This is a genomic window from Kitasatospora sp. NPDC040550 (assembly GCF_055594965.1).
Genome location: NZ_JBVIWC010000007.1, coordinates 83,287 through 99,057 on the forward strand (window position 1 = coordinate 83,287; position 15,771 = coordinate 99,057).

The window sequence follows — 15,771 nt, forward strand, 5'->3', positions numbered from 1 at the left end:
CCCTCCGGGGGCGCGAGTTGACCCCCGCGCCCCCGGAGTTCTCTGCACCACCGCGTACGGAGAACAGCCCAACGGTCACCCACACGAAGGCGTGACACCCGAGCCGTGCTCGCGTGCCGCGACCGCCGCGCCGCCGAAATCCGGAAGACTGACGGACCCCGGCCACGACCCGTCGGGCCGTCCGCGTGCTTCCGGGGAAAGGGAGTCATGTCCGAAACCTCCCGTTCGCAAGCCCATGTGCAGCACGACGCCCCGGCCGGCTCCGCGCCGCACCCGGGCGCGCGGGGCACCGGGGTCCGGAGAACGGCCCTGGGGGTCAGCGAGCTCGTCCAGGCGGCCCTGCCGCTGATCGCCGAGTGGCTCCCCACCCAGCGCTGGTACGCCGGGAAGGGACGCCCCATCACCGGGCTCGTCCCGGTGGTCGGCACCCCGCTGCAGGTCGGCGACCCGGCCCTGCTGCACCTGCTGCTGCGGGTCGAACACGCCACCACGGCCGGCCTCCCGCACGGCGACACCTACCAACTGCTGCTCGGCGTCCGCTCCCAGGGCCCCGCCGGGATCGAACCCGGCGCCGTGCTCGGCCGGCTCACCCAGGGCCCGTACGACGGCGCCGCCCTCTACGACGCCGTGCACGACCCCGAACTCACCGGACGCCTGCTGGAACACCTGGCCACCGGCGACCGGTTCGGCTCGCTGTCCTTCCGCCGCACCCCCGGCTCCGGACTGCCCGCCAACCTCCCCGGCCGCGCCTCCACCGCCGAACAGTCCAACAGCTCGGTCATCTACGGCACCTCGTACATCCTCAAACTGTTCCGGCGCGTCCACCCCGGCACCAACCCCGACCTGGAACTCTCCCTCGCCCTCTCCCGGGCCGGCTCCACCCGCATCCCCCGGGTCGCCGCCTGGTTCGAGAGCCGGATGGAACGCGCCGAACCCGCCACCCTCGGGCTGCTCCAGCGCTACCTTCCGGACGCCGAGGACGGCTGGGAACTCGCCCTCGACCAGGTCGGCCGGCTCAAGGGCGACCGCTCCCCCGGCAACTTCGCCATCGAGGCGCACCGGCTCGGCCGGGCCACCGCCGAGGTGCACCGGGTGCTCGCCCGCTCCATGCCCGTCGCCCGGCTCGACCGCACCCAGACCGGCCGGCTCGCCACCGCGATGGCCGACCGGCTGGACAGCGCCGTCGCCGCCGTCCCCGGCCTGCTGCGCTTCCGCGCCGCCCTGCGCGCCGCCTTCCAGCAGCTCGCCGACGCCCACCCGGACGGCCTGCCGGTCCAGCGCATCCACGGCGACCTCCACCTCGGCCAGGCCATGCGCACCCCGCACGGCTGGGTGCTGCTGGACTTCGAGGGCGAGCCCGCCAAATCCGTCAACGAGCGCCGCGAACCCCAGCCCGCCCTGCGCGACGTCGCCGCGATGCTGCGCTCCTTCGACTACGCGGCCGCCCACCTGCTGGCCGGCGGCCCGGTCGACCCCGAGCTGGCCCACCTCGCCGCCGCCTGGGCCCAGCGCAACCGCACCGCCTTCTGCGCCGGGTACACCGCCGGGGGCGGCGCCGACCCGGCCGCCTCGCCGGAGCTGATGCGGGCCCTGGAGATCGACAAGGCGGTGTACGAGGTGGTGTACGAGGCCCGGCACCGGCCCAGCTGGCTGCCGATCCCGCTCGCCGCGATCAACCGGCTCGCCCTGTCCGTCTGACCCCGCGCTCCCGCCCCGCCCGCCCGCCACGAGTTCGCCCATCCCCGCCGCTGGAGGACCACGCCGTGACGCCGCTCGACCCGACCGGCCGCCCCACCCGCCCCGTTCCGGCCACCTTCCTGGCCGGGGCCGCCGCACCCGGGGCCACCGACCGCGGACGCACCGACCGCGGGGGCTCCGAACGCAGGGGCACCGAACACAGGGGCACCGAACCCGGGAGCTCGGCGCCGGGCCGGGAACCCGGGGCCCCCGCCCCGGCCGCTCCCCCCGCGGACGCCCCGGTCGGCGCCCTGCGCCTGCCCGAGGCTCCGCTGCCGCCGGCCGAGGTGGACCGGCTGGTGAACGGGCAGCACCACGACCCGCACGCCCTGCTCGGCGCCCACCCGGTGCACGGCGGGACGGCGATCCGGGTGCTGCGCCCGTTCGCCGACCGGGTGGTGGTGGAGACCGCCCACGGCCCCGCCGAACTCACCCACCAGCAGGGCGGGTTGTTCACCGGCCTGCTGGCGGGCGGCGAACTCCCGGACTACACCCTGCTGGTGGACTACCCCGACGGCGAGACCCAGCGCCAGCACGACGGCTACCGCACCCCGCCCACCCTCGGCGAACTCGACCTGCACCTGATCTCCGAGGGCCGGCACGAACAGCTCTGGCAGGCGCTCGGCTCGCACGTGCGCACCGTCGACGGCGTGGCCGGCACCGCCTTCGCGGTCTGGGCGCCCAACGCCGTCGGGGTGCGGCTGATCGGCGACTTCAACCACTGGAACGGCACCGGCCACCCGATGCGCTCGCTGGGCTCCTCCGGCGTCTGGGAGCTGTTCGTCCCGGGCGTCGCCGAGGGCGCCACCTACAAGTACGAGATCCACACCCGGCAGGGCTGGGTCCTCGACAAGGCCGACCCGCTCGCCCGGGCCGCCCAGTGCCCGCCCGGCACCGCCTCGGTGGTCACCTCCTCCACCCACCGGTGGCAGGACGACGAGTGGATGGCCCGCCGGGCGCGCACCGCGCACCACCGGGCCCCGATGTCGGTGTACGAGCTGCACCTCGCCTCCTGGCGGCCCGAGCTCACCAGCTACCGCGCCATCGCCGAGGAACTGCCCCGATACCTCAAGGAGTTGAACTTCACCCACGTGGAGTTCATGCCGGTGATGGAGCACCCCTTCGGCGGCTCCTGGGGGTACCAGGTCTCCGGCTACTTCGCCCCCACCGCCCGGCTCGGCGGCCCCGACGACTTCCGGTACCTGGTCGACACCCTGCACCGGCACGGCATCGGCGTCATCGTCGACTGGGTGCCCGCGCACTTCCCCAAGGACGACTTCGCCCTCGCCCGCTTCGACGGCGAGCCGCTGTACGAGCCCGCCGACCCGCAGCGCGCCGAACACCCCGACTGGGGGACGCTGGAGTTCGACTACGGCCGCACCGAGGTGCGCAACTTCCTGGTCGCCAACGCCGTGTACTGGTGCGAGGAGTTCCACATCGACGGCCTGCGGGTCGACGCGGTCGCCTCGATGCTCTACCTCGACTACTCCCGCGAGGGCGGCGCCTGGACGCCCAACCAGTACGGCGGCCGGGAGAACCTGGACGCGGCCGCCTTCCTCCAGGAGATGAACGCCACCGTCTACCGGCGCTGCCCCGGTGTGATCACCATCGCCGAGGAGTCCACCGCCTGGGACGGCGTCACCCGGCCCACCGACGCCGGCGGCCTCGGCTTCGGACTCAAGTGGAACATGGGCTGGATGCACGACTCGCTGGTCTACATGTCCAAGGAGCCGGTGCACCGCAAGTACCACCACAACGAGATCACCTTCTCGATGGTGTACGCCTACTCCGAGAACTACGTCCTGCCGATCTCCCACGACGAGGTCGTCCACGGCAAGCAGGCCCTGGTCTCCAAGATGCCCGGCGACTGGTGGCAGCAACGCGCCAACCACCGCGCCTACCTGGGCTTCATGTGGTCCCACCCCGGCAAGCAACTGCTCTTCATGGGGCAGGAGTTCGCCCAGGGCGCGGAGTGGGACCACGAGCAGGGCCCGCAGTGGTGGGTGCTCGACGAGCAGTGGCCCGCCCACCAGGACCACCAGGGCGTGCGCCGCCTCGTCCGCGATCTCAACCGGACCTACCGGGACACCCCCGCCCTCTGGGAGCTGGACACCACCCCGGACGGCTTCCGCTGGCTCGACGGCGGCTCCGCCGAGGACAACCTGCTCTCCTTCGTCCGCTTCGCCGCCGACGGCACCCCGCTGGTCGCCGTCTGCAACTTCTCCCCCGTCGTCCGCCACGGCCACCGGGTCGGCCTGCCCGCCCTGGACGGCCGCGAACAGCTCTGGGAGGAGCTGCTGAACACCGACGCCGAGACCTACGGCGGCAGCGGCACCGGCAACTCCCGCCCGATCAAGGCCGACCCGGTCGAGTGGAACGGCCAGCCCCGCTCCGCCGAACTGGTCCTGCCCCCGCTCGCCACCCTCTGGCTCCGGCCCGCCTGACCCCGTAGGCTCCCCGCCTGGTACTGATCGTCGGCAGGCGGGGGGCTTGCTCGTGTCCGTGGTCCTGGCACTGGCCTATCTGCTGCCGCCGCTGATCTGCTGGGCGTTCCTGGTCCGCACCCGCGCCGTCGGGGCGGCCGTCCTCGCCGTCCTCGCCGCGCTGGCCCTCGCGCTGGTCGGCCTGGAGCAGGAGTGGTACTTCACCCGCGCCACCGCCGAGATCGAGGCCGGGTACCCGCTCGCGGCCGGCCTGGTGGTGCTGGCGGGCGCACTGGTCGAGCGGCGACTGCGCGGCCCCCGGCCGGAGCGGGAGTTCCACCACCCGGTCGCCGGATCGGCCGTCGCGCTCACCGCCCACGCCCTGGTCGGCGCGGCCGTCGCCGTCGCCTACCCGCTGTTCGCCCACGACGCCTTCCTGCCGAGCGCCGCGGAGGTGTCCGTCCCCTCCGGCCTGACCGTCACCCACGCCGACGGGGGCTACTGCGGCTCCGACTTCTGCTCCCGCACCCTCACCATCGGCAGCACCACCGGCCTGCCCGCCGCCGAACTGGAGGCCCGCATGCGCGCCGCCCTCACCGCCGACGGCTGGACCCCGGGCCGCGACGGCGCCCTGCTCCGCCCGCACGGCTGGCTGCTGGACCAGCGCCTCTCGACCGCCTACCTCAAGGGCTCGGAGCTGGAACTGTCCGGCTCCGAAGCCGCCGACGCCACCCGCTGACCGCCCCGGTCGGCATCACCGGGGAGCCGTGACCGGGAACCCGAGCTCCTCGGCGGCCCGGCCGAGCTCGCGGTCGTAGCCGCCGGGCGCGCAGCGCGGCCGTCCGCGGTCCGGGCCCTTGGTCCCTTGCCCCTCACCCCCGCCTCTGCTCGCGAACGGGCGTTCGCGGTGCGAAGGTATGGTCGAGATGACCAGCTTCCGAGGCGACGGGACGGAGACATCCGCGTGGCGCGCAGCGTGTACGTGACCGGGATCGACCGGGGGGACGGCCGGCAGGCCGTCGAACTCGGGGTCATGGAACTGCTCACCCGCCAGGTGGACCGGGTCGGGGTGTTCCGTCCGCTGGTGCACGCGGCCGCGCCCGGCGAACCCGGCTCCGACCACGTCGTCGAGCTGCTGCGCGGGCGGTACCGGATCGACCTGCCGGGCACGGAGCTGTACGGGCTCACCTACGACGAGGCCGCCGCGCTGCAGGCCGCCCAGGGGCAGGACGAGCTGGTCTCCGCGCTGGTCGACCGCTTCCGCGCGCTGGAGCGGCGCTGCCAGGCGGTGCTGGTGCTCGGCACCGACTTCGCCGACACCAACATCCCGGACGAGCTGGCCTTCAACGCCCGGCTCGCCAACGAGTTCGGCGCCGCCGTGCTGCCGGTGGTCGGCGGCCAGGGCAAGGACCCGGAGGCCGTGATCGCCGAGGTGCTGGGCGCCCACCGGGCGTACACCGACCTCGGCTGCGAGACCCTGGCGATGATCGCCAACCGGACCTCCCCCGGCGCCAAGCAGCGGATCCAGCGCGCGCTCACCGCGAAGCTGCCGATGCCCGCCTACGTCATCCCGGAGGAACCGGCCCTGGCCGCGCCGACCGTCGCCCAGCTGGTGGAGGCGACCGGCGCCGACGTGCTGCTCGGCGACGCGGCCGGCCTGGCCCGGGACGTCCGCGGCTTCGTCTTCGGCGGCGCCATGCTGCCGACCTTCCTGGACGCGCTGACCGAAGGCGCCCTGGTCGTCACCCCCGGGGACCGCGCCGACCTGGTGATCGGCTCGCTGGCCGCGCACGCGGCCGGTGCCCCGCCGATCGCCGGCGTGCTGCTGACCCTCGGCCAGCACCCCGGCCCGAACGTGCTGGCGTTGGCCGCCCGGCTCGCCCCCGGCACCCCCGTCGCGGTCGTCCCGGAGGGCAGCTGGCCCACCGCCGCCACCCTGACCCACCTGGAGGGCAAGCTCACCGCGGCCAGCCCCCGGAAGGCCGAGATCGCCCTCGGACTGTTCGAACTGCACGTGGACACGGCCGAGTTGACCAACCGGATCGAGGTCGGCCGGTCCGAGCGGGTGACCCCGATGATGTTCGAGCACGAGCTGCTGGAGCGCGCCCGGGCCGGCCGCCGGCACGTGGTGCTGCCCGAGGGCACCGAGGAGCGGGTGCTGCGCGCGGCCGAGATCCTGCTGCGCCGCAACATCTGCGACCTCACCCTGCTCGGCGAGGTCGACGCGGTGCGCCGCAAGGCGGCGAGCCTGGGCATCGTCCTCCCGCAGGACGACCCGGGCGCCGACCGCGCCCAGGTCCGGGTCGTCGACCCGAGCACCAGCCCGCTGCGCCGCCAGTTCGCCGAGCTGTACACCCGGCTGCGCGCCCACAAGGGGATGACCGTCGAGCTGGCCCTGGACGTGGTCACCGACGTCTCCTACTTCGGCACCCTGATGGTCCAGGAGGGCATCGCCGACGGCATGGTCTCCGGCGCGGTGCACTCCACGGCGGCGACCATCCGCCCCGCCTTCGAGGTGATCAAGACCTCGCCCGGCGCGTCCATCGTGTCGAGCGTCTTCTTCATGTGCCTGGCCGACAGGGTGCTGGTGTACGGCGACTGCGCGGTCAACCCGGACCCGGACGCCCAGCAGCTGGCCGACATCGCGATCCAGTCGGCTGCCACCGCCGCCCAGTTCGGGGTCGAGCCGCGGGTCGCGATGCTCTCCTACTCGACCGGCACCTCCGGCTCGGGCGCGGACGTCGACAAGGTCCGCAAGGCCACCGAGCTGGTCCGCGCGCTGCGGCCGGACATCCTGGTGGAGGGCCCGATCCAGTACGACGCGGCAGTGGACGAGCACGTCGCGGCCACCAAGCTGCCGGGCTCGCCGGTGGCCGGGCGGGCGACCGTGCTGATCTTCCCGGACCTCAACACCGGCAACAACACCTACAAGGCCGTCCAGCGCTCGGCCGGCGCGGTCGCGGTCGGCCCGGTGCTGCAGGGGCTGCGCAAGCCCGTCAACGACCTCTCCCGCGGCGCGCTGGTGGAGGACATCGTCAACACCGTGGCGATCACCGCCATCCAGGCCCAGGACGACAAGGAGCCGCAGGCATGACCGGAGGGACGCGCGTCCTCGTTCTCAACGCCGGCTCCTCGTCGGTGAAGTACCAGCTGATCGACATGCTGGACGGCTCCCGACCGGCATCCGGGCTGGTGGAGCGGATCGGCGAGGCCGGGGGCCGACTGGTGCACACCCCGCGGTCCGGCGAGCGGCGCGAGCTGGTGCAGGCCTTCCCGGACCACTCGGCCGCGTTGAAGGCCGTCGCCGAGGAGCTGGCCGCCGACGGCCTCGGGCTGGACTCCCCCGAGCTGGCCGCGATCGGCCACCGGGTGGTGCACGGCGGCAAGCGGTTCACCGAGCCGACGGTCATCACCGACGAGGTGCTCCGGGAGATCCGCCGACTGATCCCGGTCGCGCCGCTGCACAACCCGGCGAACATCACCGGCATCGAGGTGGCCCGGGCGCTGCGGCCGGACCTGCCGCAGGTGGCCGTGTTCGACACCGCCTTCCACGCCTCGATGCCCGAGTACTCGGCCCGCTACGCGATCGACCGGGCCGTCGCCGACGAGCACCGGGTGCGCCGCTACGGCTTCCACGGCACCTCGCACCAGTACGTCTCGCGGGCCACCGCCCGGCTGCTCGGCAAGGACCCGGCCGAGGTCAACGTGATCGTGCTGCACCTGGGCAACGGCGCCTCCGCCTCGGCGGTCAGCGGCGGCCGCTGCGTGGACACCTCGATGGGCCTCACCCCGCTGGAGGGCCTGGTCATGGGCACCCGTTCGGGTGACATCGACGCGGGCGTGGTGTTCCACCTGCACCGGGTCGGCGGCCTGTCCGTCGACCAGATCGACGACCTGCTCAACCGCCGCAGCGGGCTGCGCGGCCTGTGCGGCGAGAACGACATGCGGGAGATCATGCGTCGTGCCGACGAGGGGGACGCGGACGCGAGGCTCGCCTTCGACGCGTACGTCCACCGGCTGCGCAAGTACATCGGCGGCTACTACGCGGTGCTCGGCCGGGTGGACGCGATCGCGTTCACCGCGGGGGTCGGGGAGAACGCGGCGCCGGTGCGCGCGGCGGCCACCGCGGGACTGGAGGAGCTGGGCATCGCCGTGGACCCGGAGCTGAACTCGGTGCGCTCGGGCGACGCCCGGATCATCTCGCCGGAGTTCTCCCGGGTGGCGGTCGCGGTGGTGCCGACCGACGAGGAGCTGGAGATCGCCCGGCAGGCCTTCGCCCTGGTGCACCGTGAGGGTGACCTGTCCGAGGACTGACACGGAATCGTCTCGTTCCTCGGGATCATTCGTCGGCGATTCCTCCCGGTCCGTGCCGAATGCACCGATAACACGAACGGATAGACTGATCCATATGCGCCGAGCGAAAATTGTCTGCACCCTGGGTCCGGCCACGGACTCCTACGAACAGCTGAAGGCCATCGTCGAGGCGGGCATGAACGTCGCCCGACTGAACATGAGCCACGGCAACCACGCGGACCACGAGGAGCGGTACCGGAAGGTCCGCCAGGTCTCGGAGGACACCGGCAAGGCCATCGGCGTCCTGGCCGACCTCCAGGGTCCCAAGATCCGTCTGGCGACCTTCGCCAACGGCCCGGTGACCGTCGACAACGGCGACGAGTTCACCATCACCACCGAGGACGTCCCCGGTGACCAGCACATCTGCGGCACCACCTACAAGGGCCTGCCCGGCGACGTGAAGCCCGGCGACCCGATCCTGATCAACGACGGCGTCATCGCCCTGGAGGTCGTCAGCGTCGACGGCCCGCGGGTGAAGACCGTGGTGGTCGAGGGCGGCGTGCTCTCGAACAACAAGGGCATCAACCTGCCCGGTGCGGCCGTGAACGTGCCCGCCCTGTCCGAGAAGGACAAGGACGACCTGCGCTTCGCGCTGCGGCTGGGCGTCGACATGGTCGCGCTGTCCTTCGTCCGCAACGCGGAGGACATCAAGGACGTCCACGAGGTCATGGACGAGGTCGGCATCCGGGTGCCGGTCATCGCCAAGATCGAGAAGCCGCAGGCCGTCGAGGCCATGGAGGAGATCGTCCTCGCCTTCGACGCCATCATGGTCGCCCGCGGCGACCTGGCCGTCGAGTACCCGCTGGAGCGGGTGCCGCTGGTCCAGAAGCAGCTGATCACCCTGGCCCGCCGCAACGCCAAGCCGGTCATCGTCGCCACCCAGATGATGGAGTCGATGATCCACGCCTCGCGCCCGACCCGCGCCGAGGTCTCCGACGTCGCCAACGCCATCCTGGACGGCACCGACGCGGTGATGCTCTCCGCCGAGTCCAGCGTCGGCAAGTACCCGGTCGAGACCGTCCGCACCATGAGCCGGATCTGCGAGAAGGCCGAGGAGGAGCTGGTCTCCCAGGGCCTCCAGCCGCTCAACCCGGGCCGCAAGCCGCGCACCCAGGGCGGCTCCGTCGCCCGCGCCGCGTGCGAGCTGGGCGACTTCCTGAACGGCAAGGCGCTGATCGCGTTCACCAAGTCCGGTGACACCGCGCGTCGGCTGTCCCGCTACCGCTCGCCGATCCCGGTGATCGCGTTCACCCCGGACTCGGCCACCCGCAACCAGCTCTCGCTGAGCTGGGGCGTCGAGTCGTACGTCACCGAGCAGGTGGCCACCACCGACGCGATGGTCGCGCAGGTCGACCGCGAGCTGCTCAAGCTGGGCGAGCTGGGCGAGGGCGACACCGTGATCGTCACCGCCGGTGTCCCGGTCGGCATCCCCGGCACCACCAACATGGTGCAGGTGCACCGCCTGGGCAGCCACGGCGAGTGACGCCCCGGTAGTACGAACGCCGGTGGGGCGGCCCTCCTGTACGGGAGGGCCGCCCCACCGGCGTTGCCGCGTCCGCTACGTGTCGCCGTGCGTCCGCCGGTCGCGGGTCACTTGTCGCTGTAGGGCGCGTCGTCGTTGAACAGGTGCATCCCCGGGATGTGCAGGGTGCCGCCGAACTGGCCGGCCTGCTTGGCGGTCACCCCGGTCAGCTCGATGTCCAGCGGGATCGGGATGGAGCCGATCAGGTCGTACAGCCAGCGCGGCAGGGTGTCCGGGGTGAGGGTGATCTCGCCCAGGTCGATCGGGATCGGCAGGCCGAGCAGCTTGGACAGGTGGCCGGACAGCCGCTCCACGTACATGGTGACCGGGCCGTTGCGCATGGTGGAGGTCGAACCCGGGGCGCCCTGGACGTGGAAGGTGACGCCGTTGCCCTCCAGGGTCGACATGTCGAGGTTCTCGATGTCCACGCTGTCGACCACGAACTTGAGCACCCGCTTGGTGCCGGTCGGGGTCTTCACGTCGTAGACGCCGTGGAAGACCGCGCCGTGCAGGCCGAGCCGGCTGGTCTGCAGCGTCCAGTTCTGCTCCGGGACGACGTGCTCGGCGGTGGCCGCACCGGCGGTCAGGTTCCGGGTGTCCACGTCGCAGTTGGGGTTCGCGGTGGGCGAGCCGGACGGGGTGGCGGTGGCCGAGGAGCTCGACGACGCACCCGCCGACGGGGTCGTGGCCGGGGCCGCCTTGCCGCTCGCCTTTCCGCCCGCCTTGCCGCTGGAGGCGGTGGCGGCCGGTGAGGGCTGCCCGCCCGAGGGCTGGGCGGCGGACTGCCCGTCCGGGGACCGGTCGGCGGGCGGCGCGGCCTGCTGGGTGCCGGCGGCCGGGGCCTGCGGCTGGGCGGGCTGCGCCGGGGTGCCGACCCGCGGGGCGGGGGCGGCCGGCCCCTGGGGGGTGGCACTCGGTGTCGCGCTCGGCGTCGGACTCGCCGGACCGCCCGGGTTCAGCAGGTGGTTGATGCCGCCGACGATGTCGTCGATCAGCCCGGCCTGGCTCGCGGTGGCCGTGCCGTCCCCGGTGCCCCGGTAGACGGCGCTGACCGCGCCGGCGCCGCCGGTGGCGGTGGAGCGGGCGGCGGACCGGGTGGCCGTCGTCGCCGGGGGCTTCACCGGCGCGGTGGTCGGCGCCGTGGTGGGCGCCGTGGTCGGCACCTGGGTCGGCGTGGTGGTCGGCAGCGAGCTCGGGCCGGCCGAGGGCGGCGCCGTCGGGCTCCCGGTCGGCGCGGGCGTACCGGTCGGCGCGGGCGGCGGCTCGGGCAGCTCGCTCTTGGGGACGGGCGTCTCCTCGACCGGCGCCACGTCCGGCACGGTCACCGGGGCATTGCCGCACGGCTTGCCCGCGGCGGACTCGGCGACCGCCGGGTTGGGCGTGTAGGCGGCCGCCATCAGCAGCGCGGTCGGCACCGCGGCCATCGCCAGGGCGCGGCCTCTCAGCCGGACCCGGACCGGCGTGCGCGGCGCGGCGTGCCGGCCGGAGCGCTGCGCGGGGACGGCCGTGCCCTCTGCTTGCTCGGCCGGCCCGGTCACCGCGCCCCCTCCTGCTCCCCGGCGGTGCCCTGCTTCGGAACGGCGGCCTCGGCGGCGGGCCCGGCGGCCTGCTGCTCGGGCGTGCCCTGGGCGGGCAGCTTCGCGGTGGGCGCCTCGGCGGCGGTGGTCTCGGCGGTGGCGACCTCGGTGGCGACGCTCTCCGCCACCGCAGCGTCCGCCTGCTTGCCGTGCCGTGCGCGCCGCCCCTTGGCCGGTGCGGTGGACGGCTCCGGCAGCGGCGCCCAGGAGACCATCAGTCCGCCGCCGATCAGACCGGGCAGCAGGGAGAGGCCGAAGCCCGCGAGGTTGGAGACCGGGATCGAGACCAGCGTCAGCAGGATGGTCGCGATGCCCGCGAAGACCCGTACGGCGGGCTGGAACCAGGCGGTCAGCCCGAGGATGATCATCAGCACCCCGATGATCAGCGACCCGGCACCGGCCGTGGTGGACATCGCGATGGTCAGCCCGCCGAAGGTGAGGTGGGCGTACGGGAAGTAGAGGATCGGGACGCCGGCGATCATGGCCAGCAGGCCGCCCCAGAAGGGCCTGGAGCGGCGGAATTCACGGAAGTGCCGCCAGAGCCACCCGATGGGGTTCTGCTGACGGGGCCGCGTCTCGACCGTTGCGCTGGACATGGTGCAGCTCCTCGACGTCGCTACGAGGGAAGAACGAAAAAGGTGGGTGCCGGGGGCGGCGGTCGCCCGCCGCTCCCGGCCCCGGGTTGCCCTGTCATCCGGGCACGCCGGTCGGCGTGCCGTCAGACGTGGCTCAGAAGCACTCGTTGCCCGCGCCGTCGCCGCTCTTGAGCGCGAGGTTGAGGCCGTTCAGCTTGAACGTGCCGGCCGAGGTGGCCCGCGCGGTCTGCTGAACGCCGCTCAGGTCGGCGGTCTTGGCGGACTGGGCGAAGCCGGTCGCGCCGGACGGCAGGCCGGCGCCGCCGCCCGCCTTGGTGACACCCGCGTGCGGGGCCCAGCCCTGGGTGGCCGTACCCGAGAGGGTGGAGGCGTCCTGGCCGATGTTCATCTGGCTGAAGGTCGCGTCCGCCTTCAGCTGCTCCAGGTCGATCAGCAGGTTGTCGGCCTGCACCGGCTTGCCCGCCTCGGTACCGGCGTGCAGCTGGAGGGTGATCTTGCCCAGGCCGAACGCGGACAGGTCCGTCACCACCGACTGGCACAGGTTGGTGATGTCGGCGTGGTCGAAGGCCGAGACCGCGACCGGGTGGGGCTTGCCGTTCGCCTCGATGTCGACCGAGCCGAACTGGGCGAAGTTGGTGCCGTGCAGCTGGTCGGTGCTGACCTTGAACTGCTGGCCGGAAATGCTGAACGAGGCGGCGAGCGCGCTGTTGGCGATCGAGACGCCGACCATCGCGGTGGCCGCGACGCTCGGCACCATCACCAGGGCGAAGCGCTTCCAGCGGGTCTTGCCGTAGGTCTTGGACATGCGAGTCCTCCTTCTAGGACGTACATCTCCGGCCTCCCGGCGGCGCGTCCCGCGCCGGTGGGAGCCTGGGATGGGAGAGAGCTACGTCCTCGGTAGCGGAGAGCGCCTTGGGCGTCGTCGGACGCGGGAGCGGCCTGCGTGCTGCGGCACTCCCGTCCCGAAACCGGCCGTCCTTGCGGGACGACGGGTCGGACCGACGACATCGGCGATCACCCCCGAGCGACAACCAGCGACCGCGCAGGGCCGCGCGGCCGGTCGAGGACAGGAACCGCCGTGGGACCGCGGATACCCCCCTGCCCTCCCTACCGCCGGCCGGAGCCGGCGGATCACCCGGTGGGGATCCCGCGCTCCGCGTGGCCGACGGGCTGTCGGAGGGTGTGGAGTCTGGGACCGGGCGTGGCCGATCGTGCTTGAATCCCGGGCGAAGCACAAGGGGTGCCTTACTGACGGGTAATGCAACACCAGGTGGCATTGATCATGGAATGGACCCGTGTTGCACCGTGCGTGACGTGTTGAAGGAAACGTGACGGCGAAATCTGCCGGAAACAGCAGCGAAACACCCGTGGGTGGTCACGGAAAGTGACCACCCACGGGTGAAATCAAGATTTGGTAAACCTCTGTCCGGTTGACCGGATTGTCGCCAAATCACCAGGCGACACCGCAGGTCATCCGACGTGCCAGGCACCCGGTGCCAGCACCGGGGCCGGACCGCCGCGGGAGCGGCTCAGAGCCGCCGCGGGAACGGCTCAGAAGAGCACGCGGGCCAGCGCAGCACGGGCCACGACCACCCGCGGGTCCTCCGGGCCGATCACCTCGAACAGCTCCAGCAGGCGCAGCCGGACGGTGTCCCGGTCCTCGCCGAAGGTCCGGCCGACGGTGTCCACCAGGCGCCCGAAGGCGTCCTCGACGTGACCGCCCACCAGATCCAGGTCAGCGGCCTGCAACTGGATGCCGACGTCCTTCGGGTCGGCGGCGGCGGCCGCCCGGACCGACTGGAGGTCCAGGCCCTCGACCCGCTTGAGCAGCTCGGCCTGGGCCAGACCCAGCTTGGCCTCGGTGTTGCCCGGCTGGTCGGCCAGCACGTTCCGGTACGCCTGGATGGCGCCGCTCAGGTCGCCGGCGTCCAGCGCGTCGTGCGCGGCGGCCAGCGCCGGGTCCTCCGGCCGCTGCGGGGCGGCGTCGTCGACCTCGCCCGGGACGACCGCGCCGCCGGAGATGCCGAAGCGCTGCTCGGCGACCAGGATCAGCTGGTCCAGCACCTTGCGGACGTTGGCGGCGCTCTCCGCGCCCTGGAACAGCGGCACCAGCTGACCGGCCACCACGGCCATCACGGCCGGGATGCCCTGGATGCCGAACTGCTGGGCGATCAGCTGGTTGGCGTCCACGTCGATCTTGGCGAGCACGAAGCGGCCGGCGTACTCCTCGGCCAGGCCCTCCAGGATCGGGCTGAGCTGCTTGCAGGGCCCGCACCACTCGGCCCAGAAGTCGATGACGACGGGCACCTCGGCGGAGCGCTGGACGACCTCGGTCTCGAAGGTGTCCTCGGTGACGTCGATGACGAGCTGGTAGGCGGGCTGGGGGGCGGCGACTCCGTCCGCCTCGGCGGCGGCCGCCTGGCGGGCCCGCTCGGCCCTGGCCTGCTCGGCCTTCTGGGCGGCCTCACCGGCCGCCTTCACTGCGGCGAGGTCGACCGCACCGCGCAGGGCGGAGCTGTTGAGACGCGAATTCCGTGGCTGCATGGCACCATCCTCCCCCGTCCGCGCTGCTCGCGGGCACCAACCTCCGGAAAGTCGCCCCGCGCGGGCTGCGCGGTGCGGGTTCCCGGTCGGCGCACCCTTCCCCCGGTAGCCTGAACCGTTCGGCGCGGATCCCCACCCGCACCCGCGCCGCCCCGTCCCACGGGGTCGGCGCCTGGTTGTCACTGCTTTCGCTACAGGTCGTAGCGTAACTGGAGCCGGTGCCCCGGCCGCAAGCCCCACCGGCGGTTCGGGGACGTGAGCTGCCCCACTTTCACGGTCCGCCCGGCTGCCCGAATGCGCGAACAGTCGCTACCGTTACCAGCCCCACCCAGGTTACTTACCAGTAGATCGCAAGGAGGCCCGGTGCCGGCCGCCCAGCCCTCCGTGAGACCGGACGACGCCGTCCGGGACGGCGCCGTACGGGCCAAGGGCCGTCCGCGCAGCGCCGCCGCCGACCTCGCGATCCTCGACGCCACCCGCGAGGCCCTCGCCGAACTCGGCTGGGGCGGACTGACCATGGGCCACGTCGCGAGCCGGGCCGGGGTCGCCAAGACCACCCTCTACCGGCGCTGGCCCTCCAAGAACGAGCTGGTGGTCGACGCCGTCGCCAGCCTCTTCGACGACCTGGTGATGCCCGACCTCGGCAGCCTGCGGGCCGACATCGAGGCCGTGGTCGGCCAGTTCGCCGACCTGCTGGCCCGCCCGGAGACCCAGGCCGCGCTGCTCGCCCTGTTCGCCGAGGGCACCCGGGACCCCCAACTGCGCCGCCGGATCCGGGAGGCCATCGTGGACCCGCAGAAGCGGCTGGTCCGGCAGGGCCGGGCGGCCGCCCAGGCGCGCGGCGAACTGGAGGCGGACACCGACACCGCGTCGGCCCGCGAGGAGGTCGACATCATCTTCGACACCATCGCCGGCACCGTCGAGCACCGCGTGCTGGTCAGCGGCGAGCCGATCACCCCCGCGTGGACCCGCCGCTTCATCGACCTGCTGCTCGGGCCGCTGATCATCGGCTGACGGCG

At 73.2% G+C, this 15,771-nt stretch carries 11 protein-coding genes; 7 read left to right on the forward strand and 4 right to left on the reverse strand.

Going from position 1 to position 15,771, the window contains the following annotated elements; genetic code table 11:
- Window positions 1–207: 207 nt before the first annotated feature.
- The 6 genes from ACZ58X_RS12795 (at window position 208) to pyk (ending at window position 9,996) form a co-directional block, all read left to right on the forward strand.
- A complete protein-coding gene (locus tag ACZ58X_RS12795) occupies window positions 208–1,698 on the forward strand; it encodes a maltokinase N-terminal cap-like domain-containing protein (protein ID WP_470333697.1) in 1,491 nt (496 codons plus the stop codon).
- A 65-nt stretch (window positions 1,699–1,763) separates the two neighbouring features.
- The gene (glgB, locus tag ACZ58X_RS12800; protein ID WP_470333698.1) at window positions 1,764–4,181 is read left to right on the forward strand and encodes a 1,4-alpha-glucan branching enzyme; all 2,418 of its coding nucleotides are present in this window, start codon (window positions 1,764–1,766) and stop codon (window positions 4,179–4,181) included.
- Window positions 4,182–4,227: 46 nt separating this feature from the next.
- On the forward strand, window positions 4,228–4,899 hold the full coding sequence (locus tag ACZ58X_RS12805) for a hypothetical protein (protein WP_470333699.1): 672 nt from the start codon (window positions 4,228–4,230) through the stop codon (window positions 4,897–4,899).
- Between the two features lie 225 nt (window positions 4,900–5,124).
- Entirely contained in the window at window positions 5,125–7,254 is a 2,130-nt protein-coding gene (gene pta / locus ACZ58X_RS12810; RefSeq protein WP_470333700.1) for a phosphate acetyltransferase, read from the forward strand.
- A complete protein-coding gene (locus tag ACZ58X_RS12815; protein WP_470333701.1) occupies window positions 7,251–8,474 on the forward strand; it encodes an acetate kinase in 1,224 nt (407 codons plus the stop codon). Before pta ends, ACZ58X_RS12815 begins: the two co-directional genes overlap by 4 nt.
- Window positions 8,475–8,568: 94 nt before the next feature.
- Window positions 8,569–9,996, forward strand: a complete 1,428-nt coding sequence (pyk, locus tag ACZ58X_RS12820) for a pyruvate kinase (RefSeq protein WP_470333702.1) — start codon at window positions 8,569–8,571, stop codon at window positions 9,994–9,996.
- 107 nt (window positions 9,997–10,103) lie between these two features.
- Here the strand turns inward: pyk and ACZ58X_RS12825 are convergent, their stop codons facing one another.
- From ACZ58X_RS12825 to ACZ58X_RS12840, 4 genes are all read right to left on the reverse strand, one after another.
- Entirely contained in the window at window positions 10,104–11,573 is a 1,470-nt protein-coding gene (locus ACZ58X_RS12825; protein WP_470333703.1) for a hypothetical protein, read from the reverse strand.
- Window positions 11,570–12,208: a DUF6114 domain-containing protein gene (locus ACZ58X_RS12830; RefSeq protein WP_470333704.1), complete on the reverse strand. Its 639-nt coding sequence runs from the start codon at window positions 12,206–12,208 to the stop codon at window positions 11,570–11,572. The genes ACZ58X_RS12825 and ACZ58X_RS12830 overlap by 4 nt, the downstream gene beginning before the upstream one ends.
- Window positions 12,209–12,341: 133 nt before the next feature.
- The gene (locus ACZ58X_RS12835; protein WP_360243731.1) at window positions 12,342–13,013 is read right to left on the reverse strand and encodes a DUF6230 family protein; all 672 of its coding nucleotides are present in this window, start codon (window positions 13,011–13,013) and stop codon (window positions 12,342–12,344) included.
- 746 nt (window positions 13,014–13,759) lie between these two features.
- On the reverse strand, window positions 13,760–14,752 hold the full coding sequence (locus ACZ58X_RS12840; protein ID WP_470333705.1) for a tetratricopeptide repeat protein: 993 nt from the start codon (window positions 14,750–14,752) through the stop codon (window positions 13,760–13,762).
- Window positions 14,753–15,136: 384 nt separating this feature from the next.
- On the opposite strand from ACZ58X_RS12840, the gene ACZ58X_RS12845 reads away from it, so the two are divergent.
- Window positions 15,137–15,766 (forward strand): TetR/AcrR family transcriptional regulator, encoded by a 630-nt coding sequence (locus ACZ58X_RS12845; RefSeq protein ID WP_470333866.1) that lies wholly within the window; start codon window positions 15,137–15,139, stop codon window positions 15,764–15,766.
- Window positions 15,767–15,771 lie beyond the last annotated feature (5 nt).